We start from the raw sequence: 22,519 nt of genomic DNA on the forward strand, positions 1-22,519 counted from the left end.
CTCCATCGCCCATTCTGAGAACAAAATGATAGACTTTGTAAAGTTTTGTATCATTTTCTTTCTCACTTCCCATTATGCAACTTGAATCTCACCGATCCTTATCCTACGATCTGCACCAGTGGAGCCAAGGTTATCAATCTCAACCCCATGAATATGATTATTGGATCGAAGATATTGAAGGGGAGATTCCCCTAGAATTAGACGGAACTCTGCTACGCAATGGCCCCGGACTCTTAGATATTGGTGGATATCCGATCGCCCACCCTTTTGATGGAGACGGGATGATTAGCGCGATCGCCTTTCGGCAAGGTCGGGCCCACTATCGTAATCGCTATGTGCAAACCCAAGGATATGTAGAAGAACAAAAAGCCGGGAAACCCTTATATCGGGGTGTATTTGGCACTCAAAAACCCGGTGGATGGTTGGCCAATCTCTTTAACCTGCGACTAAAAAATTTAGCCAACACTCATATTATTGATTGGGGCGATCGGCTGTTAGCTTTATGGGAAGGAGCAGAACCCCACCGTCTCGATCCGCAAACCTTAGACACCTTGGGATTAGACCGTCTTGACGGCCTATTAAAACCCGGTCAAGCCTTCTCAGCTCATCCCAAAATCGACCCCTGTGGCGATCGCTCTCAACCCTGTTTCGTCAACTTCTCCATTCAACCCGGTTTAAACAGTAAAATTACAATCTGGGAATTAAACCTCAAGGGTAAACCCCTACGCCAAAGCACCCATGAAATTCCCGGATTCTGCTTTATCCATGATTTTGCCATTACTCCCCAATATTATCTATTTTTGCAAAATCCAGTCTCCTTTAATCCCCTTCCCTTCTTATTCGGCTTGCGCGGCCCCGGAGAATGTATTGACTTCGATCGCCAAAATCCGACCCAAGTTTGGGCTATTCCTCGTTCAGGGAATGAATCTATAAAAATGATAGAAATTGACTCTGGTTTTGTCTTTCACCATGTCAATGCCTTTGAAGAAGAAAACCAAATTATCCTAGATTCAATCGGCTATGAATCTTTTCCGGAAGTCGAGCCAGGCAGTGATTTTCGTTACACCAATTTCAATCAACTTGCACCTAGCCAATTATGGCGTTTTCGACTAGACTTAACTCACAGAAGAGGAAATCGCCAACTCTTAGAACCCCGCTGTTGTGAGTTTCCCCAAATTCATCCCCAATGGGTAGGAAAATGCCACCGCTATGTCTATTTAGGAGCTGCTCACCCCAATCAGGGTAGCGCTCCTTTACAAGGGATTCTCAAGCGGGATAACCAGTCTGGAGAAACACAATTTTGGAGTAGTGCCCCCCATGGTTTTGTCAGTGAACCCGTCTTTATTCCTAAACCTGGCTCGGAAGTTGAAGATCGAGGCTGGCTGATTTCTGTGGTTTACGAAAGCCAAAAACATCGCTCTGATATCATCATTTTAGATGCACAAAATCTAGAAAAGGGGCCACTCGCACAACTCCATCTCCAACATCATATTCCCTATGGATTGCATGGAAGTTGGGTATCCAAGCAACAACTGGGAATCGGTTAATCGGTGGTGCAAGGCGATCGCTCTTTTTGCTGTCCTTAAAACCCAAAATTGCTGATGAAATTTAGCATCGTCATTTCCACATACAACCGCTTATCCTTGCTCAAGCGATCGATCGATTCAGCCTTGAATCAAACTGTACCCTGTGAAGTGGTTATAGCTGATGATTGCTCTCCAGACGACACCCAAACCTATGTCGAAAGCTTAGGAGAGCAAGTCATCTATCATCGTAATAGAGTCAATAGCGGTCATTCAGCCACCGTCAATGCTGGAGTTGCAGCCGCATCGGGGGATTGGATTAAATTTGTTGATGATGATGATTATCTTGCACCCAATTGTATCGAAGAGATGAGTCAGGCGATCGCCCTCCATCCTGAAGCTGTCATTTGCTCCTGTCAAGCAGCCCAAGTCGATCTCGAAGAAAAAGTCTTAAGTGTTACAAGAAGGTCTGGCCCCGGAAAAGTCTTCTACATTCCTCAAGAAGATATTCATTATGGAATGCTACTAGAATTAGTGCCCTTTGGAACCCCCATTCAAGTCGCCTGTAAACGGGATTCTTTTATCCAGTCTGAAGGCTGGGATTCTAGTTTAGATGCTAATTGTGATGACATCAACTCTTGGCTTAAAGTTGCCCAATTTGGAGATGCTTTATTTATTAATCAAACCTTAGCCTACCGAACGGTTTGGCCAGGAGCGTATAACAAAAAAAATTCGATTTCTAAACGCTTAGAAACCAATCTTTTAATTAAAAGCCAAATTTATCCATTAGTTACCGATAAACACCGACAAGAAATTCCCAGGATGGCAGAAATTGAATCCTATCTCAATATTCATTGGGGATTAGCTGCCCTAAAACAGAAGAATGTTTCAGCAGCTATTTATATGATTCTCCCTAATCTTTTATCCATTTCCAGTTGGAAATTGTTGATTCAGTCCCAAATGTATCGTCGTAATCCCGATCGTTTGAGTATTCATCCGATCTATAATAAGCTAGTTAATAATATTAACAATTCTTCTTTGACAGAAGGAAAACAGAATAACCAAAACATTAAAACCTTACAAGCCAGAATAAAAATTAGGGCCAGCCAATTAGCTTGGAAGCAGGGGAAAATAATTTTAGCCATTAAAATTGCATTTCCCATCTTTCTGAAGCCTCAGTTTTGGCCGTTATTGAGTCAAGCCGAAGACTCAGAGAAACCCTTAAAATTTTCTTTGAATTCCACTCAATATGATGACAAACAATCAGTTAATCTCAAGCAAAAATTTTATCGCTTTTTACAAAAAAACGACCGATCCTCTATTCCTGAATTAGCAGAAGTTCAAGACTATTTAAGATTACACTGGGGTCTTTTAGCCTTAAAAGAAGGGCAAATCAAACAAGCCTATTTACTGATTTTTCCAAGCGCCTTTTCTCCAGTGGCTTGGAACATTTTTTTAAATGCTCTCAAAGACCGTTTAGGTCTCTCTAGCACTGGAAAAGTCCGGAAAATTGTCTTAGTCAAATCTTAAGTCTCCACCCTTATAGAGTAGAGGGAATTCGTGCAAGTTGCTTTTCTTTCCTCTTAAACTCTTTTAACTGCTGCTGAATATCATCACGGACAATCTCTCGATATACCATAAAGTGTTCGACATGGGCACAAATGGTTAAATAATGATCCCAAATTGCTGGATTATGGCGCAGAATTGAAAATAAATGATGCCAGAATTTCCAGCGTGTTTTCCGTTTCATGCCTTGTCGCCAAATAATAATACTTAAAGCTCTAAGATCTTTCCAACTGGGGAATTTGCCTGGAGGGGTGGCTTTCGGCATTCTTAATTTCAGGAAACAGCGATAGGTACGATCTAAAAAGACTTCTGGATCGTATAATGTCCAAAAGGCATCAATATATTCTTCGGCAATTTCTTCGATGGGACGAGTGGGAATAAAGTTCATTAATGCCCGTTGGTTGCCATCTTGTTTACCATCATAAAAGAGCCGCCCTTCTTTTTCTAGTCGATCCCATAATGCGGTTGTGGGCAGAGCTTGTAACATGCCAAACATGGCGGTAGGAATAGCCGCTTGTTCTACAAAGCGAATGATGCGATCGGCAGCGCCTTTTTTCTCGCCATCGAAACCGATGATAAAGCCTGCCATAGGTCGCAAACCATGGCGAGTGATGGTATCGACGGCTTCTAGTAAAGAGCCTCTGGTATTCTGGAATTTCTTAGTTAAGGTTAGGCTATCTTCATCTGGGGTTTCAATGCCTAAAAATACAGCATCAAAATAGCATTCGCTCATGAGATCCATCAGTTCTGGATCTTGGGCTAAATCAACGGAGGCTTCGGTGTTAAATCGGAAAGGATAGTTATGTTCAGCTTGCCAAACTTTGAGTGCTTTGAGGAGTTGTTTAACATTGCGCTTATTGCCGATAAAATTATCATCGACCATAAATACGCCTCTGCGCCAACCCAATTCATACAAATAGTCGAGTTCTTTTAACAGTTGTTGAGGGGATTTGGTGCGGGGTTTACGACCATAGAGGGTAATAATATCGCAGAATTCGCATTGAAAGGGACAACCACGGGAAAATTGCACGGACATGGAGTCGTAGGCATCGAATTCTAGCAGGTCATATCGAGGGACGGGAGTTATGGTTACGTCAGGTTTTTCTGTGGCTCGAAAGATGCCACTGGTTTCCCCTTTTTCTAAGGCTTCGACGAGTAAAGGTAGGGTAATTTCGCCTTCATCTAATACGAGAAAGTCGGCTCCAGCCGCTTGTGAATCACTGGGAACGGAGGTGGGATAAGGGCCACCAACAGCCACTAATTTCCCTCGTTTTTTGGCTTCTTGAATTTGGTCAGTGAGGTCTTGTTTTTGGACGATCATGGCGGAGAGGATGACGAGATCGGCCCATTCCCATTCGGCTTCGGTGACGGGGCGCACGTTGCGATCGCATAATTTAAATTCCCACTCTTGCGGTAGAATGCCCGCTACGGTGATCAGTCCTAATGGGGGAAACAACACTTTGAGGTCTACTAAGTCCAGCAGGGTATCATAAGACCAAAAGGTTTGTGGAAATAGGGGATAAATTAATAAGACCTTCACGTTTTACGGTTTCCTCACAGCCAAAATAACGACTTACAGCTTAGTTATAACAATAAAATTAGGATTTCATCCGATCGCCCTTGGAAAATACCGAGCAAACACAGCTATGACTTTTGACCCCCAACTGGCTTCTCCTCCCCAGACGGCGATCGCCTGTGATGCCGATCCCGGATTTATCGAATGGCTCGCTAAGGCTAATCTTAGTCTGATTTTAAGCACTTATCAAGCGGGTAGTGTGGCGGTCATCGGATGGAATGGACAGCAGGTTAATCTACTCTTGCGTCAGTTTGATAAACCCATGGGTTTAGCGGTATCGGGTTATCGTTTGGCGATCGCCACCCGTCATCAAGTGATCCTCTGTGCGAACTCCCCCACCCTAGCCACACACTACCTAGAGCATCAACCGGGGCGTTATGATAGCCTCTATTTACCTCGCGTTAGCTACTGGACAGGAGATCTGAATATCCATGACCTCAGTTTTGGCCAAGAGGACATTTGGATCGTCAATACTCGCTTCTCCTGTTTAGCCACCCTCAGCCCTGATTTTAGCTTTGTTCCTCGATGGCAACCCCCGTTTATCACTGAACTTGCGCCGGAAGATCGCTGCCACTTGAATGGCCTAGCTATGGTTAACGGAAAACCCAAGTATGTCACTGCTCTGGGTAAAACGAATACTGTTGGGGGATGGCGATCGAATAAAGCCACAGGCGGCATTATTCTGGACGTAGAGAGCAACGAAATCATTCTAGACGGTCTGTCTATGCCCCATTCTCCCCGATGGTATCAGGGGTATTTATGGGCGCTTAACTCTGGTACGGGAGAATTGTGGCGTATCGATCCTAAAACCTGCACTTACGATGTGGTTTGTGCTTTACCTGGCTTTGGTCGGGGTCTAGCCTTTGTGGGAAACACGGCATTAGTGGCCCTATCCCAAATTCGCGAAACCGCTATTTTTGGGGGGTTGCCTCTGCAAACGCGATTTCCAAGTTTAGTCTGTGGTATCGCCTTGATTAACCTGGACACTGGACAACCCATCGGTTCCTTAACCTTTTCCAGTGGCACTCAAGAGTTGTATGATATCCAAATCCTGGCTGGAGTCAATCGTCCAAGCCTGTTAAATCTGGAAAAACCCGCAACTCGCCAAGCCTTTACCGCTCCTGACTTTGCCTACTGGTTACGTCCGTCCTCAGAAATACGAGATTCTGGCGATTCTGGCTAGAGAAAGTTTGGGTAGTCTGGGATGGGAGGTCATCATGCTGGGTATCGCACTCTGCGATCGCCCAAGAGAAATACCCACTTAATAGAACCTTAAAATCCTCTCACCCGTAATTATTAAACTCTGTGGTGATGTTCTCCAAAAGAGAAATCTGTTGATAACATTGACTCGAAACAGATTATCCATAACCTGGTGCGATCGCACCCTATTCCTTGCATTTACCTATATTCCCCTAGGAGAGAAAACTGATGGCTATCAATCCAGTTGGTTCAGAATTCAAAGTTAATAGTACGACAGCAAATCGCCAAGAGTCCCCAGCGATCGCGATCGATGCTGATGGTGATTTTGTCATTACTTGGGCCAGTTATAACCAAGATGGCAGTCAAACTGGAGTCTATGCTCAACGCTACAACAATGCTGGAGCCGCTCAAGGTTCAGAATTTCGCGTTAATACTCAAACCAATAGTTTCCAGTTTCAGTCATCTGTGGGCATAGACACAGATGGAGACTTTGTAATTGCTTGGACAAGTTATGGACAAGATGGCAGTTTCAATGGGGTTTATGCCCAACGGTATAACAATACTGGAGCCGCTCAAGGTTCAGAGTTCCGAGTCAATACAGAAACAAACAGCTTTCAGGAAGCTCCTGCTGTTGCTTTAGGTGGTAATGGCAATTTTGTGATTACTTGGTCGAGTTTTGGCCAAGATGGTGATGGCAATGGTATTTATGCCCAACGATATAATGCTGATGGCAGCCCTGCGGGAGGAGAATTTAGAGTTAATAGCTTCACCACGGATTTTCAATCCTTCCCCGCAGTCGCCATGAATGCCAATGGCAATTTTATTATTGCTTGGCAGAGCAACGGGCAAGATGGTAGCGGTGCTGGAATTTATGCCCAACGCTATGACAGTAATGGCAGCCCCGTGGGAGGGGAATTTAGGGTAAACTCCTTTACGGCTGACGATCAGCGCAGTCCCTCAGTTGCGATCAATGATGATGGGCAGTTTGTCATTACCTGGGAAAGTGCCAGTCAAGATGGGAGTGAGGCAGGGATTTATGCCCAACGCTATGATAGCGATGGGGCGGCTGTAGGGCCTGAGTTTCAAGTTAATACGTTTACTGCGGGCAACCAGCGATCGCCGGAAGTCACCATGGATAATAATGGGGGCTTTTTTATTACTTGGGAAAGTGCTGTCCAAGATGGCAGTGAAGACGGGGTTTACGCTCGGCAGTATAATTCCCAAGGACAACCGCAAGGGGCGGAATTTAAGGTTAATACGTTTACCACTAACGATCAGGATAATCCCGCGATCGCCATCTCTGATAATGGGCAACTGGCGATCGCCTGGCAAAGTCAAGGGCAAGATGGCGATGGTACAGGAGTCTACGCCCAACGCTATGTCTCCAATACCCTGATTGAATTCTCAGAAGCCACCTATCAAGTCAATGAAGATGGCAGTCTCGTCAATGGCGAAATTACCCTCAACCGCACCGGTAATTTAGACGTTACCTCCCAAGTTCAGGTGGAGATCGCTGGAGGAACAGCGACCGGGGGCGCAAATGGAGATTATGACAACAGCAACTTCCCCCTCACCCTCGCCTTTAATCCCAACGAAACCACCAAAACCGTTCCCGTTACCATTCAACAAGACCAAGAAACGGAATCTACAGAAACCGTTAATTTTAACTTGGGTATCATCACTAATGGTGAACTCGGACAGCAGAGTACCACCGTTTTAGAAATCTTGGATGATGATATTCCGGGTTTGAAACTGGAACCAGATACCGGATTAACCACCACAGAAGCCGGGGGAACAGCGAATTTTAATGTCTCCCTCAATACCCAACCCACTGCTAATGTAACCGTAAATCTTACCAGTAATGACACCACTGAAGGGACGGTCTCTCCAGCCACATTAACCTTTACGTCCCAAAACTGGAATGTTACCCAAGCGGTGACCATTACTGGAGTTGACGATCAAATTGCGGATGGCAATATCGAGTATACCATTACCGCCAGCGCCAGCAGTAGCGATACGAATTACAATACTCTCACCCCCGGACAAGTGACCGTCACCAATGTGGATAACGATACCGTCGGCATTACTGTTAATCCGACATCAGGACTGAGGACGACAGAAGCGGGAGCAACCGCAGAATTTTCAGTCGTCCTGAATACTCAGCCCACAGCTAATGTCACCATTCCTGTCAGCAGTAGTGACACCACAGAAGGAACGGTTGCCCCCCAAAGCCTGGTGTTTACCCCCAGTAACTGGAATACAGCGCAAACAGTTACCGTTACTGGAGTTCCCGATAATATTGATGATGGCGATGTTGCCTATCAGGTGTTGTTAGCGGCTGCTACCAGTACCGATACTAGCTATAACGGGATTAATCCTAGCGATGTCTCCGTCATTAATGCGGAAGTCGGACGGGTGATTTTAGAGGAGTCTGGGGGGACTACAGCGATCGCCGAAGGGGGCAGTACCGACACCTATACCCTACGCCTGAGTCGTCCCACAACGGGTAATGTGATTGTTTCTGTCGCTGCGGATACTCAATCTACAGCCGTACCCTCAACGGTTGTGTTTACTCCCAATAGTTGGAATGTTGCCCAAACGGTTACCGTCACAGCAGTGGATGATAATGTGGCGGAGGGAACTCACAGCAGCACCATTCAGCATACCGTTAATGCTCCGAGCGATCCGGGTTATAACAATTCTCCTGTGCCAACGGTAACTGCTACCATTACGGATAATGATGGCTCTCCTCCGACGCCAACGCCAACGCCAACGCCAACGCCAACTCCGACTCCGAATAGTTCAGTTAGCTTTGTGGAATCTGGGGGTAGCACGAATTTGGTTGAAGGAGGGGCAACGGACGATTACACAGTGGTGTTAACTCGTGAACCTTCTGCCAATGTGATCGTTTCTGTAGTTCCTGATGGCCAGGCCCTGATCACCCCATCGAGCTTTACCTTTACTCCGGCCAATTGGAATACGCCACAAACGGCAATGGTACGAGCGGTGGATGATACAGTAGCAGAAGGCAATCATAGTAGTGTGATTCGCCATACTAGCATTAGCACGGATGCGAGTTTTAATAATATTACTCTGGCGAGTGTGACTGCGGCGATCGCCGATAATGACACCACTCCCACCCCAACCCCCACTCCTACCCCAACGCCAACCCCAACACCTACTCCCACTCCTTCCGATCCGGTTGCTCCCCCCTCCGATCCGACAACGCCAACCCCAACGCCAACCCCAACCCCAACCCCTGGAGATGCAGGCAATAACATCATCTTTGGTACACCAGGCAATGATGTAATTGATGCGGGAGATGGAAACGATCAAGTTTCCGGTTTGCAAGGCAATGATATTATCTCTGGTGGCTCAGGAAATGATGGCATTAACGGCAATGATGGCAATGATGGCATTAATGGTAATACTGGAAATGACCTGCTGTACGGGGGTCAAGGCAATGATGTCGTCCGGGGTGGCCAAAATGACGATACCCTTTATGGTAACCAGGGAGCCGATCAACTCTTTGGAGACTTAGACAACGATCTGCTCTATGGCGGCCAGGACAATGATACCCTCAATGGCGGCGATGGTAATGATACCCTAAGCGGTGATTTGGGTGCAGATATCCTTTTTGGAGGTAATGGTGCAGATATTTTTGTTCTGCGTACCAGTACAGCCGTTAATCAAATTCCACAAGCTGATTTTATTGCCGATTTCCAAGTGGGGGTCGATCGCATTGGCTTAACCGGTGGCTTAACCGCTCAGAATCTACTGCTGGAAAATGTCGCCGGAAATACGGTGATTCGGGTGAATCCATCGGGTCAAATTTTGGGCATTGTTGCCAATACCCCACCGGCTGCTCTCTCTGTGAATAGCTTTGTGCCGGTTAATATTGGTGTGGTTTAAGCCCTATTGATTCTGTAGGGGTGAAAGATTTTTGCACCTCTACAGAATCAATACTCAACTGAGTAAGGAGACCCTAATGAACTTAACTGCTACTCAATACAAATACATAGAATTGAATGAAAGTGACGTTCCCTACATTGCGGGAACAACGATGAAAGTTATTGAATTAATTGCCGGTCATCTTGCTTTTGGCTGGAGTCCTGAAGAAATTAAATTTCAACATCCCTATTTAAGCATGAGCCAAATTTATTCAGCATTAGCTTACTATTGGGATAACAAAGAACAACTAGATGCTGATATTCAGGAACGATTTGAGAGGGTTGAAAAGTTGCGGCAAGAAGCTGGTGAATCTGCTTTGGCTAAAAAACTCCGCAATCAAGGTCTAATTAAATGAGCATCGCCCTCTACATGGATGAGCATGTTCGTTGAGCAATTACCAATGGTTTAAAATTGCGTGGAATAGATGTTCTGACAGTACAAGAAGATGGTCGAACGGGTACTCCTGACTCAATTTTACTCTTTAGTTAACCAAGTTCAATATCTACCGTTGTAACCCAGTTGGATATCAAGGGATAACTCAATTTCGGTTATCCCATAGAGCATTTAATCTTCAGGCAATTGGTAATCGACTCCTTGCGCTTCCTGAATGGTACGGATCTGACTCCAATCGATTTGATAGTCGATGGGGATAAATTTATCCTCTCCTGTGCCAGAAAATTCGCGCTCTAAGCCTGTTCCTGACCAGTTAAAGGTTAAAAAAGCCTTTTCGATCGCCTTCACCAGTTCTGGGTCAAGATTGTAGGCATAGCCATAAGCTGCATTGGGAAAGGTTTGGGACTGGTAGAGGGAGCGGAATTGACTACAGTCGGCTTCTTGGCGATTGCACATCAGTTGCAGGACATCGTTGGCAATGGCTGCTGCTTCATAGGTTTGGTTTTGAATGCCGAGGATGGACTTTTCCTGAGAGCCAGAAAATATGGCTTGATAGTCTCGATCGCCTTTGAGGTTATAGCCTGCTTCTAGGAGGGCGCGGGGTAAAATGTATCCTGAATAGGAGTTGGGATCGGTAAAGGCTAACTGACCGCCGGATAAGCTTTCTAGGTTATCGAGAGGGCTGGAAATATGGGTGATGATTTCCATTTCATAGCCAAATGTGCCATCGGAAGCGGCCATCATGGCAAAGGGGATAAAACCGGCTTGGTTAACGGCAATGGGAACGGTGCTAGTGCTAAATCCAGCAATATGGAGTTGACCTTCTTTTAAGGCTTGGAGTTGATCGGCTTTTGAGTCTAGGGCGAGGAATTGGACGGTTTTGCCGGTGGTTTCGGATAAATGGGTGATGAATTCCGCCCAAACGGATTCGTATTTGGCGGCATCGGGAATGGGCAGATAGGCAAAGATGAGGGTGTCTGGATTAACCCATTGTTCGGGATCTTCTGGGGGATCGGCAACGAGGTTTTGGTTGCGATCGCAATATCGCTCATCCATGGGTTCTGGGCGATCGCATTCTTCTTGAGGGGTTTGGACGGTCTCCTTTGGCTCCTTTGGCGGATTTTGAGAGGGGCTACACCCTGCCAAACTCAGGAAAACTGCGCCACCGATCAGGAGGAGAGAGACTGGGTTAATCCCGATTCTTTGAGTTGCATTCATAGTTAAAACATCCTGGAAAAATCAGCCATTATACTTAAGCTCTCGTCGATGAATATTGCACTGTGTAAAGAGTCCTAAATTTGTGTAAACAATGCTGGCACTCTGAAAAAACTATGCTATTGTAAACAATATAGACACCAAAGCAAGCAATTAAACCATTAAATTTGGGTTCTAGAGTCGGTGTCTATCGTCTAGAGTCCGGTCGCAGTTGAACATAGCCCTAAACCCAGTGGCAAACCCCCTGCAACGTCAGCGGTTAAGCCAAACCTCAAGTCCGGAAAGACAGGGTTATGGGAAAGCCAAAAAGGTGTGGCTGCGAAGTATGAAAACCTTAGTAAGTCAATCGTACTTGTCCATTTTATTAACTCGTAAAACCCTGAAAATTAGAGTTTCTCAAGAATGTTTAGTCAAGGTCTAGCCGCCTCCGGTTAGACCTTAGACTATTTTAAAGGGAATTTAGAGTAAAACACCGGCAATACAAGCGGTCATACAACAGGCGAGAAATCCACCGATCATGGCTCGCAAACCTAATTTTGCTAAATCGGATTGTCGGGAGGGAGCGATCGCCCCAATGCCTCCCAACTGAATGCCGATCGCCCCCAGATTAGAAAACCCACAGAGGGCATAAGTGGCGATCGCCGCAGTGCGATCGGAAACCTGTTGATTGCCAATCAACTCGCTCAAATCCACATAAGCGATAAACTCCGTCAGAATGGTCTTTTTCCCCAGCAGTTCCCCCACCACCAAACAATCTGTCCAAGGAATTCCCATCAACCAAGCCACCGGCGCAAACACCACGCCAAAAATCCCCTCTAAAGATAAAGTGGGTAAGCCAATAAATCCTCCCATCCAAGCCAAAAGAGCATTAATAAACGCCAGCACACCCAAAAACGCAATCAGCATCGCCGCAATATTCAGGGCTAACTTCATCCCCTCGGAAGCCCCTGTAGATAAGGCATCAATACCATTTACATAGGTTTTCTCGATCTCAATAGACACCGTTCCCATGGTTGGAGAACTTTCTGTTTCCGGATACATGAGCTTCGAGATTGCTAACGCTGCGGGAGCAGACATCACCGATGCAGTAATCAGATGTTCCGGAGCAATGCCAAAAGAAATATAAGCCACCAAAACCCCTCCTGCTACCGTAGCAAACCCACTGGTCATGATCGCATGGAGTTCGGACATCGTAGTAGTCGAGACATAGGGTTTAATCAGCAACGGTGCTTCCGTAGAGCCGACAAAAATATTCGCGGCTGCGGTTAAGGTTTCCGATCCCGAAGTTTTCAGGGTATATTGCATCAACCGGGCGATCGCCTGCACCATGCGCGGTAAAATGCCATAGTAGTAAAGCACACTAATAAACGCGGAAAAGAAAATCACCGTCGGCAACACCCGAAAGGCAAAAATATACACCTCATTGTTCACCAACTGGGACGAAAACACAAACTCAGACCCCACATCCGAGAATTCTAAAAAGGTCTGGATGCGATCGCCCAAAAACCGAAAGAGCGCCAAGCCAAAGGGAACCTTGAGGATTAACACCGCTAAAACAAACTGTAAACCCAGTCCCATGGCTACCACTCGCCAACGCACTGCTGCACGGTTCACAGAGATCCCATAGGCAAAAGCAACAAAAAAACCGAGTCCTAATAGGGAAATAATACGTTCCATCATTAAAATCATGCACTTGATTGAGTAAAATAAGAAAATATCCAACCACTAGCTTATGCCCCGTCGCGATCTCTATCATGATATTGTCCGAAATGCTCTGATTAAAGAGGGCTGGACAATTACTCACGATCCGCTTATTCTAGGGAATCTTGAACTACGAGTTTATCCCGACCTCGGCGCGGAAAAAAAACAGAGCGATCGCCACTCTATGACTGTTGCTATTGAAATTAAAGTGTTTGGCAGTATTGGGCAGATTTCAGAACTGGAAAAAGCAATCGGGCAATATATTTTGTATCGTTCTATTTTACACAGAAGTGGGTCTGCCCGCCAACCTTATCTTGCAATTAGCTCAACCATTTATCAACAACTCTTTCAAAAGACAATTATCCAGAATCTCATTGAAGATGAGAAGATTCATCTTCTTATATTTAATCCAAATTTGGAGGAGATTGAGCAATGGATCGACTAGAACACTACCGTAGTATTATTCGTACCGTTTTAGCCGAACATCTGGAATGGTCGAAATCCAGGGATATGGACGAAACCATAGCTATTTGTGACGAAGAAACGGACAACTATCTGCTGATGAGTGTGGGTTGGCATGGCGATCGGCGCATTCACGGTATTCTGGCTCACCTGCGTATCATTGATGGGTTAGTTCATGTCGAACAGAATAATGTGGAATACTTTGCTGAAGATTTAATTGAGCAAGGAATTCCTGAAGAAGTCCTGGTTCCTGCCTTTTGCTATCCTCCAACCCAAGAGGCGATCGCGATTGCCAACGACCAGCGCGGGGGGTAAGGGCAATGACCTGATTTCTGGCGGTGCAGGTAATGATCTAGTTGCATTTAATCCTGGCTCAAAGAGATCCTTATTGCTAGTTTGAGGCGATCTTATTGCGGGCTGCTACACCTAGTCTTCGGTGGGTAAGAGCGCTTCCAGGGACTGAAGGAGTTCGGGAATGCTGGTTTGAATAATTTCCCACACACGGTAGCTATTAATCTGGCGATAGTCGTGGACGCATTTATCGCGCATTCCGGCAATTTTCTTCCAGGGAATCTGGGGATTTTGGGCACGGAATTCGGGCGAAAGTTTCTTGGTAGCTTCGCCCATGACAGTGACGGAATAAATCACGGCTCTTTGGGTGATCGTGTCTGCTGCAAAGCTGGCTTCGTCCATACCCTGAACAAATTCCACCACATCTTGCCCGTACTGATAAATATCAAGCAGGTAGGAGAGATCGCGATTCATAAATCACCTGATGGTTGTTGAGAATTTCGTTGCGGCGAATCCAGTTTCGATCCTGTTTAACAGTTTCCTTTTCAACCAGATCGACTTCTCGGTGTAGCCACTCTTCTAGGTCTTGTTCTAAGCCAACAAAATCGAGCAGGCTGATTTTGCAGTCGGGGGTGAAGGTGACGAGCATATCTATATCACTATCGGGGCGAAAGTCGTCGCGTAGGATGGAGCCAAAGAGGGCAAGTTCCGTGATTTGCGCGGTTTGGCAAAACTCGGCGAGTTCGGTGGGGGTGATGCCTAAGCGATGATAGAGGGTTTCAATGTTCATGGCTCACCCAAGACAGAAATGAGATACAATGAAATGCTTGGCTAAAATCTCTAAACATATTTCTAAACCCTAAAAACGTCCCTATGAAACTGCCTATCGTTGCCATTATTGGCCGTCCCAATGTCGGTAAATCTACCCTAGTCAATCGGTTAGCCAAAAGACAAGAATCGATTGTGTTTGATGAACCCGGTATTACTCGCGATCGCACTTATCGTTACTGCTATTGGCGCGATCGCGAATTTCAGGTGGTCGATACCGGTGGCTTACTCTTCCATGATGATACCGAATTCTTGCCCCTGATTCGCGAACAAGCTCTGCTCGCCTTAAGCGAATCGAGTGCCGCCATTTTCCTCGTTGATGGTCAAACTGGCCCCACCCCAGCCGATGAAGAAATCGCCCGATGGTTAAATCAACAATCCATTCCCGTGCTGTTAGCGGTGAATAAATGCGAATCTCCAGACCAGGGACTGATTCAAGCGGCCCAATTTTGGGAATTAGGCTTAGGTGAACCCTATGCTATTTCCGGCATTCATGGCAATGGAACCGGGGATCTACTTGATGCTTTAATTCCTCACTTACCGGTGATTGAAAACTGGGAAGAATCCACAGAAACCAAAATCGCCATTGTTGGCCGTCCCAATGTGGGCAAATCTAGTTTACTCAATGCCTTTTTAGGGGAAAAACGGGCGATCGTTAGCCCCATTTCAGGAACGACGAGAGATGCGATTGATACGGTGGTGGAACATGAGGGAAAAACCTACCGGTTGATTGATACTGCTGGAATTCGTAAGAAGAAAAATGTGGAATACGGGCCGGAATTTTTCGGCATTAATCGCGCATTTAAGGCTATTCGGCGATCGGATGTGGTATTGCTGGTGATTGATGCGCTTGATGGAGTGACGGAACAAGACCAAAAATTAGCCGATCGCATTGCGGAAGAGGGCCGTGCTTGTGTCATTGTAGTGAATAAATGGGATCGGGTGGAAAAAGACAGCTATACTATCTTGCACTATGAACAGCAAGTGCGCGATCGCCTCTACTTCATCGACTGGTCAGAAATGATCTTCGTCAGCGCACTCACCGGCCAACGAGTTCCCAAAATTCTCAAGTTAGTCGATAATGCCGTCAGCGAACATCAGCGCCGGGTTTCCACTGCGGTTGTTAATGAAGTGCTGCAAGAAGCCATCAGTTGGCACACTCCCCCCACCAACCGCCAAGGGAAACAGGGCAAAATTTACTACGGCACGCAAGTAAGTATCCAACCGCCGAGCTTTAGTATATTTGTCAACGATCCCAAGCGGTTAGGAGAAAATTACCGCCGCTATATTGAGAAGCAAATCCGTCAACAACTCGGATTTACCGGTACACCCATTCGTCTCTTTTGGCGCGGTAAAAAAGCCCGCGAAATCGAAGCCACAGGAGCCAATCGCGCTATTCGGGTTTAAGCATAAATCCCTTGATGTTCACTGATGAATAGGTTTGCTCTAAAGCAGTTGTACAACTAACTGGAAATGCCCTCTCCCTTTCATGTCCGCAGGAATATCCCTCTCCCGTGGGATTCTTGACTTTTTCCCCCTTCTCCTGTGGGAGAAGGGGGTAGGGGGATGAGGGGCAATGATTTATAACTCATTTAGAATTGCTATATTTATGAAGACTTCATGAAAACTTTATCCTGTCTAGAGAGTGAGTCAGTAGTTTTTGCCTAGCATATCGATAATAAAACGACAAAATTCTCAGGAGTTTCAATCAGTAATTATACTCTTCTCAAATCCCTCTCTATCAGTTTATGGTGATAATAGGCAGAGTTCTAGAGTTGTAATTCCTAAAAAAATCTATTCCGAGAAAATTACTCAAAAGTTATTATTTCTTAAGCATCTCCCCATACAGCTCAGTTCTCTCTGCCTCTTAACCCTTCTTGAGACCAGAGTCTCCATAACTATGGCAACTACCGACTTTAACGTAACCTCAGCATTTGATAGTGATGTAATCGTTAACTATACCAGTGGCACAACCGATACCACTCAAACTCAAATTGATGGCTCCAATTATGCCGCCGTTACCCAGTCTTTTGCCCAATATAAAGATCCCACCTGGGGTAATGGACTGCCGGATGATGGTTCCTTTGCCGCTAACAGCTATCATCCCACCATTAACCTCAATTACAGTAATGCCAATAATGGTAATAATGCCCGTTTGATTATCGGCCAAACGAGTGGCACAACCTTCAATGTTCCCGTCACTCAAGGACAGTATAACTATGTGCATCTAGCCCTGATGTCCACGGAAGGCAGTAGCGATGTAAAGGTTACATTTAACTATACAGATGGCTCATCAACAGTTAGCTCGATAGCAACGGTTCCCGACTGGTATAACGAGATTACTGAATCGGAAACCCTCTATTATCTCGCCGATGGTCTAGACCGTAGTTTTACAGATGGCACGGGGTTTGATGATGCCGATGACCCTGCCTTGTTTGGAGCCAGATTTACGGCCAATTCAGCCAAAACCCTACAAAATCTCACGGTTCAGGTCACCAATTCTACAGCTACGGGGCAGTTAGCCTTTTTTGGCGCAACTGGAGAAACGCTTAACCAAGCACCGACTGCGGTCAATCTGAACAATTCCACCACCAGTTTACCCGAAGACACCAACACTACTAGCGCCATAAAAGTGGCTGATATTGCCATCACTGATGATGGACTGGGAACCAACACCCTTAGTTTAAGTGGTGCGGATGCCGGTAGCTTTGAAATTAGTGGTTCTGAACTCTATCTGAAAGCGGGGACAGTTCTGGATTTTGCTACGAAGTCTAGTTATGACGTGACGGTGGAAGTGGATGACACGACGGTGGGTGCGACTCCGGATGCGACTACTGCTTATAGTTTGGGCATTACGGTAGTTATTACGAATGCTGCACCGACTGCCGTAGCTCTGAACAATTCCACCACCAGTTTACCCGAAGACACCAACACCACCAGCGCCATAAAAGTGGCTGATATTGCCATTACTGATGATGGACTGGGAACCAACACCCTCAGTTTAAGTGGTGCGGATGCCGGTAGCTTTGAAATTAGTGGTTCTGAACTCTATTTGAAAGCGGGGACAGTTCTGGATTTTGCTACCCAGTCTAGTTATGACGTGACGGTGGAAGTGGATGACACGACGGTGGGTGCGACTCCGGATGCGACGACGGCTTATAGTTTGGGCATTACGGAAGTTATTACGAATGCTGCACCAGTTGTCCAGACTCAGATAGCTGACCAAACTGTAGATGAAGACCATCAATTTACCCTTGATATTGCCGCAAATTTCAGTGATGCTGATGGAGATGAGTTAACCTATAGTGCTACTTTAGCCAATGGTGCAGCCTTACCCAGTTGGTTGAACTTCAATGGCAGTCAGTTTAGCGGGACAGCCACAGGTGTGGGAGCGCTGGAGATTAAGGTAACGGCTGATGATAGTCAGCAAACCGTTGAGGATACGTTTAAGTTAACTGTAAATCAGAACGTCAACGATCCTGTGGTTCTGATTCAGCCCATCCCTGACCAAACCGTAGCTCAAGGGAGTGAGTTCAGTTTAGATGTGTCTTCCTTTTTCAGCGATCCTGACGGCGATCCGATAACATACTACAGCTTTGCGGGCTGGAATAGACCGGAATGGCTAAATTTGAATGGCAGTACGTTCAGTGCTACGCCAACCCAGGCAGCAGTGGGAACTCACTCGATTGAAGTAACAGCAGTAGATCCGGACTGGAAAGGAGTGACAGGAGCTTTTCTGTTAACTGTAAATAACATCAATGATGCTCCCATTGTAATCAAGGAAATTCCTGACCAGACTATACGGCAAGGCTATTTTGATTCGGATCTTGGCGATCTTAACTCATATTTCAGCGATCCGGAGGGAGAGCAGTTAACCTACAGTGCCGAGGTCTTACCCGATGGGTGGGCGTTCGATGAAAACAGTTGGATTATCTCCGGTATAGCCAGCAATGACCAAGTGGGAGAGCAGGAGGTAACTATAGCGGCTAGTGATGGTAAGCTAACCACTCGTCAGACGTTTAAGGTAACTGTCACTAACGTCAACGACGCTCCGGTTCTGATTCAGCCCATCCCTGACCAAACCGTAGCTCAAGGGAGTGAGTTCAGTTTAGATGTGTCTTCCTTTTTCAGCGATCCTGAAGGCGATCCGATAACATACTACAGCTTTGCGGGCTATCCCCATTATAATAGACCGGAATGGCTAAATTTGAATGGCAGTACGTTCAGTGCTACGCCAACCCAGGCAGCAGTGGGAACTCACTCGATTGCAGTAATGGCAGTAGATCCGGACTGGGCAGGAGGGCAAGAAACTTTTACCTTAACGGTCACCCCCGAAGCCATTGCCCAAACTATCCAAGCCAACGCCCAAGACGGCCCCATCTCTGGAGCCACTGCCTTCCTCGACACCAACTTCAACGGCATCCAAGACAGCAACGAACCCGGTGCAACCACCGACGCGGCGGGTAATTTCACCCTGGATATCTCCGCCAACTTCGACCTCAATGGCAATGGCACTCTCGACCCCGACGAAGGACAATATGTGGTGGTTGGCGGAACTGATGCCATCACCGGCCAAGCCTTTACCGGCACATTGCGAGCCGTTCCCGGTTCCACTGTGGTGACTCCGCTAACAACTCTCGTCGCGAGTCTCGTAGATACCGGACTCACCCCAGAAGCAGCACAAACTCAGGTGAAAACCGCCCTGGGACTGCCCAGTAATATCGACCTCTCCACTTTCGACCCCATCGCCCAAGGGGGTTCGAGCGCAGCGCAAGCGGTCTTAGCTGCCCAAGTAGCGGTGCAAACTCTAGTTAGCCAAGTGAGCAACGCCATAGGGACGAGTCTCGGTATCGGTGGCAATACCTTAGACGCTGAAGTGACAGCTAACTTGGCCAAGCTTGTACAATCGGGTAGTGTAAACCTGAGCGACTCTAGCGCCATTCAAAGCCTGGTCAATACCACCGCCAGCACTCTGACGGAGTTGGACGATAGCTTAAACCTAGACCAAGTGACGAACAACTCGGCACAACTAGCCCAAGTTATCGCTGCCAGCAACGAGCAAATCCTGACGGCAACCACCACTGATGGTATCTTCCAAGCCCAAAAAGTGTCCCAAACCAGCGTCACGGAAGACCTAACTGCCGCCTTCAGTGGCACAAAATCCTTCAGCGAAGTGGTGGCAGAAAATACGGGTGCAGCTCTCACCAGCCAAGTGAGCGCTGCCACCATCAATGGTTCCGTCCTCACGGAAAATACCACATTTGCCACTAACTCGACTCAACCCTTTACCGACCCAGTAGCGCCAGAGTCCACACCAGTACAGGCTTCCACCCTGTTTAACCCGGAAGCCTTAGAAGCCTTAATCAACACTTTAAACTACGCCGTCACCCTCAACAGCCCCCCTCCCCACGACTTGATTTTGGGAGATGCGAGCGCCAACATCCTAACGGGTGGCGTGGGCAATGATACCTCATTTGGGGGTGGTGGTGCGGATTACCTGCTCGGCAATCAAGGAGAAGATGTCCTGCATGGCAATGCCGGAAAGGATACCATCCACGCGGGACAAGGGAACGACTTAGTACGGGGTGGTCAAGATGATGACTGGGTTTGCGGCGATTTGGGGGATGATACCCTAGGCGGTGACTTGGGTAATGATACCCTGCTCGGTGGTATGGGAAATGACCTAGTAGCGGGTGGTGAGGGTAATGACCTGGCCCACGGCGGTCAAGGCAATGACCAAATTTCTGGCGGTGCAGGTAATGATACGGTCTCCGGGGATCTGGGAAATGATACCTTGTCTGGCGGTGCAGGGGCGGATCAGTTTGTCCTGGGAACTGGTCATGGCTCCGATGTCATAACGGATTTCGCCATTGGTGAGGATGTGTTGTACTTGATGAATCCCCTGACCTTTAGGGATTTAACGGTTACTCAAGTGACGGGGAGTTCGGGCGTGGAAACTCAGATTCGCGTCAGTGCCAGCAATGAGTTGTTGGTGACGTTGACGGGGGTTTCTGCCGATGGGATAACGGCGGCGGTGTTTGGAGTATAGCTGGGGAGTCATATCAAGTCCGCTTAATTGGTTAAGAAGCGGGCAAGATGCCCGCACTCCTCGAATTCTGTGATATGACTGGAGTGGGAGCATCTTGCTCCCTGGATTTTTAATGTGTAAGGTGGGCACTGCCCTTAATTGGTTAAGAAGTGGGCAAGATGCCCGCACTCCTCGAATTCTGTGATATGACTGGAGTGGGAGCATCTTGCTCCCTGGATTTTTAATGTGTAAGGTGGGCACTGCCCTTAATTGGTTAAGAAGCGGGCAAGATGCCCGCACTCCTCATAACGATCTGGGGTTAGTGCGAATGCGGTAACGGCGGAGGTGTTTGTGGTGTAAGATTGCCCTTAATCCCCCTTTTTAAGGGGGAATTGTTCATCTTGATTTTGAGGTTGGATGGAATGGATTCTCAAGTTAAGATACAGTTGTCATTTTTATATGAAAAAGATTATTACCTTTGGCTAGAGACAACGGTGGCTCAGTTGCAATGTAATGATATGGAAGCCGTCGATCTCGAACATTTGATTGAGGAGTTAGAAAGTTTGGGGAAACGGGAGAAACGAGCCATTTCTAGCTATTTAATGCGACTTTGCGAACATCTGCTCAAGATTCAGTATTGGGATGCAGAGCGAGAACGATGCTTGCGAGGCTGGAATACGGAAATCACCAATTTTCGGATTGAAATTGCAGAAGAATTGGACAGTAGTCCAAGTCTGAAACTATTTTTAGAGGAGAATTTTGTTAAGCAGTATCGAAATGGAAGAAAGCTCTTTCTGAAAGCGAGCGAGTTGGATGAAGGACTGATTCCCGATTCTCCTGAGTTTACCTTAGAGGAGGCTTTGGATGAAAATTGGCTACCCTAAAACAATTGTTCTTGGATTATGACTAACCTCCATTTTCTCTATCTGACTGGACTCCCTTGCTCTGGAGGGAGGTTTTTGAGCCAACTGTTGAATCAGCACCCAGAGGTGTATAGTGACTTAAGCGCTTCTCCCCTGTGCGATCTAGTTGTTAATTTCCGGTCGTTTATTTCTACTCATTCCCATGTTAAGGACTTGTTGAGCCAGGATTTTCAGGGGACAATGGGGCGATCGCACCACGGTATCCAAGGCTTTATCCAGGGTTGGTACTCCCAAGTGTCTGAGCCTTGGATCGTTGATTTTCATCCCCAATGGCTGCAACATTTAGACTTAATCTATTTACTCGATCCTAATTGTAAAATGGTGGTCTGTGTGCGAGAATTAGGACAAGTGTATGCCACCATTGAACGCCAGCATCAGAAGACTCTGTTGTTAGATTTTCCAGAGAAAATCACCGATCTCTCGCGCACTGAACGCGCTAAACAACTGTTTTCTGCTTCCGGTCGAATCGGTTCTTTTCTGAGTGCTTTAGAGCAAGTGCAAGACTTAGAAGAAACGTTGCAACAACGGCTCTTTTATGTGGTGTACGAGCATTTAATGAGCGATCCTGAAGAGGTGTTGACGGATCTGGTCAAATGGTTAGACCTTGCCCCCATTTCCCCTGATTTAGGGGGTTCTGCGCTGTTGTCGAGGTCTCCAGAGCGGTTCAGTAAGTATGGTGAAGAAGCCTATGATGGCGATCGCCCTCTACCTCACTATCCTCTGCCCAACCGGTTTGAAGTGATGATTAAACAAAATTTCAGTTGGTTTTATCGTTTATTTTATCCGGGTTTGTTATAACAGTTTATTAATGTTATGGAGGGCGGGTTTACAAAAGCGATCGTTATAGCAGTTTTCTTTCTCT

General features: G+C 46.6%; 16 protein-coding genes and 1 pseudogene. 12 read left to right on the plus strand and 5 right to left on the minus strand.

Going from position 1 to position 22,519, the window contains the following annotated elements:
• The first annotated feature begins 74 nt into the window (after positions 1 to 74).
• Positions 75 to 1,547 (plus strand): carotenoid oxygenase family protein, encoded by a 1,473-nt coding sequence (locus tag PMG71_RS11535; protein WP_283753834.1) that lies wholly within the window; start codon positions 75 to 77, stop codon positions 1,545 to 1,547.
• Between the two features lie 54 nt (positions 1,548 to 1,601).
• Positions 1,602 to 2,498 (plus strand): annotated as a pseudogene (locus PMG71_RS24125) (glycosyltransferase family 2 protein); the annotation flags it as partial.
• Positions 2,499 to 3,063: 565 nt separating this feature from the next.
• Here the strand turns inward: PMG71_RS24125 and PMG71_RS11545 are convergent.
• On the minus strand, positions 3,064 to 4,629 hold the full coding sequence (locus PMG71_RS11545) for a B12-binding domain-containing radical SAM protein (RefSeq protein WP_283753836.1): 1,566 nt from the start codon (positions 4,627 to 4,629) through the stop codon (positions 3,064 to 3,066).
• 106 nt (positions 4,630 to 4,735) lie between these two features.
• Between PMG71_RS11545 and PMG71_RS11550 the strand changes: the two genes are divergently transcribed.
• From PMG71_RS11550 to PMG71_RS11560, 3 genes are all read left to right on the plus strand, one after another.
• Positions 4,736 to 5,848 (plus strand): TIGR03032 family protein, encoded by a 1,113-nt coding sequence (locus PMG71_RS11550; protein WP_283753837.1) that lies wholly within the window; start codon positions 4,736 to 4,738, stop codon positions 5,846 to 5,848.
• Between the two features lie 245 nt (positions 5,849 to 6,093).
• Positions 6,094 to 9,777, plus strand: coding sequence for a Calx-beta domain-containing protein (locus PMG71_RS11555; RefSeq protein WP_283753838.1), 3,684 nt, complete (start codon positions 6,094 to 6,096; stop codon positions 9,775 to 9,777).
• A gap of 76 nt (positions 9,778 to 9,853) precedes the next feature.
• Positions 9,854 to 10,171: a DUF433 domain-containing protein gene (locus PMG71_RS11560; protein WP_283753839.1), complete on the plus strand. Its 318-nt coding sequence runs from the start codon at positions 9,854 to 9,856 to the stop codon at positions 10,169 to 10,171.
• Between the two features lie 209 nt (positions 10,172 to 10,380).
• On the opposite strand, the gene phnD is transcribed toward PMG71_RS11560, so the two are convergent.
• Both phnD and PMG71_RS11570 read right to left on the minus strand, forming a co-directional pair.
• A complete protein-coding gene (phnD, locus tag PMG71_RS11565) occupies positions 10,381 to 11,427 on the minus strand; it encodes a phosphate/phosphite/phosphonate ABC transporter substrate-binding protein (protein WP_283753840.1) in 1,047 nt (348 codons plus the stop codon).
• 456 nt (positions 11,428 to 11,883) lie between these two features.
• A complete protein-coding gene (locus PMG71_RS11570; RefSeq protein ID WP_347179258.1) occupies positions 11,884 to 13,101 on the minus strand; it encodes a NupC/NupG family nucleoside CNT transporter in 1,218 nt (405 codons plus the stop codon).
• Positions 13,102 to 13,156: 55 nt separating this feature from the next.
• Between PMG71_RS11570 and PMG71_RS11575 the strand changes: the two genes are divergently transcribed.
• Genes PMG71_RS11575 through PMG71_RS24130 form a run of 3 tightly spaced genes read left to right on the plus strand, consistent with a single transcriptional unit; the run spans position 13,157 to position 13,987 of the window.
• Positions 13,157 to 13,570: an element excision factor XisH family protein gene (locus PMG71_RS11575; RefSeq protein ID WP_283753842.1), complete on the plus strand. Its 414-nt coding sequence runs from the start codon at positions 13,157 to 13,159 to the stop codon at positions 13,568 to 13,570.
• Positions 13,558 to 13,902, plus strand: coding sequence for an element excision factor XisI family protein (locus PMG71_RS11580; protein WP_283753843.1), 345 nt, complete (start codon positions 13,558 to 13,560; stop codon positions 13,900 to 13,902). Before PMG71_RS11575 ends, PMG71_RS11580 begins: the two co-directional genes overlap by 13 nt.
• Positions 13,877 to 13,987: a hypothetical protein gene (locus PMG71_RS24130; RefSeq protein ID WP_430540957.1), complete on the plus strand. Its 111-nt coding sequence runs from the start codon at positions 13,877 to 13,879 to the stop codon at positions 13,985 to 13,987. The genes PMG71_RS11580 and PMG71_RS24130 overlap by 26 nt, the downstream gene beginning before the upstream one ends.
• A 26-nt stretch (positions 13,988 to 14,013) precedes the next feature.
• On the opposite strand, the gene PMG71_RS11585 is transcribed toward PMG71_RS24130, so the two are convergent.
• Positions 14,014 to 14,352 (minus strand): HepT-like ribonuclease domain-containing protein, encoded by a 339-nt coding sequence (locus PMG71_RS11585; RefSeq protein ID WP_283753844.1) that lies wholly within the window; start codon positions 14,350 to 14,352, stop codon positions 14,014 to 14,016.
• Complete coding sequence (locus tag PMG71_RS11590) at positions 14,324 to 14,668, minus strand: nucleotidyltransferase family protein (protein WP_283753845.1); 345 nt, start codon at positions 14,666 to 14,668, stop codon at positions 14,324 to 14,326. Before PMG71_RS11590 ends, PMG71_RS11585 begins: the two co-directional genes overlap by 29 nt.
• Before the next feature lie 83 nt (positions 14,669 to 14,751).
• Here PMG71_RS11590 and der point away from each other — a divergent pair, with 83 nt between their 5' ends.
• From der to PMG71_RS11610, 4 genes are all read left to right on the plus strand, one after another.
• The gene (gene der, locus PMG71_RS11595; protein WP_283753846.1) at positions 14,752 to 16,113 is read left to right on the plus strand and encodes a ribosome biogenesis GTPase Der; all 1,362 of its coding nucleotides are present in this window, start codon (positions 14,752 to 14,754) and stop codon (positions 16,111 to 16,113) included.
• A 493-nt stretch (positions 16,114 to 16,606) separates the two neighbouring features.
• A complete protein-coding gene (locus tag PMG71_RS11600) occupies positions 16,607 to 20,755 on the plus strand; it encodes a putative Ig domain-containing protein (protein WP_283753847.1) in 4,149 nt (1,382 codons plus the stop codon).
• A gap of 401 nt (positions 20,756 to 21,156) precedes the next feature.
• Complete coding sequence (locus tag PMG71_RS11605; protein WP_283753848.1) at positions 21,157 to 21,618, plus strand: DUF29 domain-containing protein; 462 nt, start codon at positions 21,157 to 21,159, stop codon at positions 21,616 to 21,618.
• Positions 21,619 to 21,636: 18 nt separating this feature from the next.
• Positions 21,637 to 22,455 carry a sulfotransferase gene (locus PMG71_RS11610; RefSeq protein WP_283753849.1) on the plus strand — a complete coding sequence of 273 codons (819 nt, stop codon included), beginning with the start codon at positions 21,637 to 21,639 and terminating at the stop codon, positions 22,453 to 22,455.
• Positions 22,456 to 22,519 lie beyond the last annotated feature (64 nt).

Origin of the sequence: Roseofilum acuticapitatum BLCC-M154, assembly GCF_030068475.1 — a bacterium.
Lineage (GTDB): Bacteria > Cyanobacteriota > Cyanobacteriia > Cyanobacteriales > Desertifilaceae > Roseofilum > Roseofilum acuticapitatum.